This window comes from Acinetobacter sp. 228, from assembly GCF_048147885.1.
In genome coordinates this window covers 1-1422 of the sequence record NZ_JAYWYV010000244.1, presented here as the reverse complement: position 1 = coordinate 1422, position 1422 = coordinate 1, and the positions used below count along the sequence as shown (strand labels likewise).

General features: G+C 40.5%; 2 protein-coding genes. One reads left to right on the top strand and one right to left on the bottom strand.

Features of this window, described 5'->3' with window-relative positions; translation table 11 throughout:
• On the top strand, nucleotides 1-658 hold a 658-nt coding region (locus VXQ92_RS17840), incomplete at its 5' end, for a hydroxyethylthiazole kinase (RefSeq protein WP_416682707.1).
• Nucleotides 659-686: 28 nt separating this feature from the next.
• Here VXQ92_RS17840 and VXQ92_RS17835 read toward each other — a convergent pair.
• Nucleotides 687-1422: AraC family transcriptional regulator (locus VXQ92_RS17835; RefSeq protein ID WP_416682706.1), on the bottom strand; the 736-nt coding region annotated here is incomplete at its 5' end.

Below are 1422 nucleotides of genomic sequence, written 5' to 3'. Positions count from 1 at the left end.
AGAAAGTTTTACCAAAATTTCATCGGCTTTAAGTATTAATTTAGGCACACCGACTTCAGAGCAAATGCAAGCCATGCAAATCTCTGCCAAGACCGCACCGCTTAATGAAATTCCGTGGGTACTCGATCCGGTGGGCTATGGGCCAATATTAGCTTGGCGCAGTCAAATGACAGACGAGCTTTTACAGTTCAAGCCAAACGTTATTCGTGGTAATGCCTCAGAAATCAGTACGCTAGCAGGCAACCAAGTTCAATCTAAAGGTGTGGATAGTACCTTAAGTAGTGATCAGGCCTATCAACAGGCTTATGCACTATTAGCACATGCGGACTGTATCGCTATTTCAGGTGAGTCAGATTACATTTTGTCTAACGAAGTTGATGCTGTAATTCAAGTGAACGGCGGAAGTCCTTTACAACCTAAAATTACTGCAACTGGCTGCGCTTTGGGTGCATTAATTGCTGCATATAGCGCCGTGACGACACCAACCATTGCAGCTCTTTCAGCTCATATTCATTTTGCAATTGCAGGTAAACTTGCTGCAAATCAAGCTCAAACGATGGGCAGTTTTAGTAGCATATTTATGGATTATATCCATATGCTAGATGCTAACCTGATTGAACAATATGCAGATATCAAACTTTTGGACAAACAGGCATAACTTAAGTTATGCCTGAATAACACTAGACTCACTTTAAAAGTAAGTAAATGTCGGTAACAAGGTCACACTCTTTCACTTCGTGTACAAAGTTGTGATAGTGAAAGAATATTGGAAAATCCCCCGCTTCTTCTGGTTGCTCAGGTAACCAGTTTCTAAAGATGTAATAGACGCTATCTTTAATCTGGTCATGGCTACCAAAATGTCTTACGGTTGCGTAACGCCCCGCAGGAATTTCACCTGTCTGTACGCCGTAACTATTTTCAGGTACAGCTTTTTCAATTGAACCGGCAATATCAAATCGAAACTCATCAGAAGGTCTCTGCTCAGGGTCAGCAAATGGAATACCATAAGTTCTAGACATGGTTACAGGTGATAAACCTGTTTCTTTGCGCCAAGCAATAAAACGTGCAGCCGTTTCAAAGACTTTATCAGGGCTTCCTAAATGCGATAAATATGCAATCTTTTCAGCAGGTCGCTCAACAATATTTACATTCATTTTTAACTCACTTTTCGGAATCGTAAAAACAAACTTCTGATGCCAAGATTCCCAGTCTGGTTTATCTCTAAAAGCTCGAGGAGTTTGATCAAATGAACGCTTAAATGCACGAGTAAATGCCTCTGGACTGTCAAACCCTGCTTGTAATGCAATCTCAATAATCTTGAGATCAGGTTCAAAAGCCAATTGAAAAGAGGCCCGCTTTAAACGAGAAAGTTGAATAAACTTCATCACATTTAAACCAATATGAATGGCAAAAATGCGATGA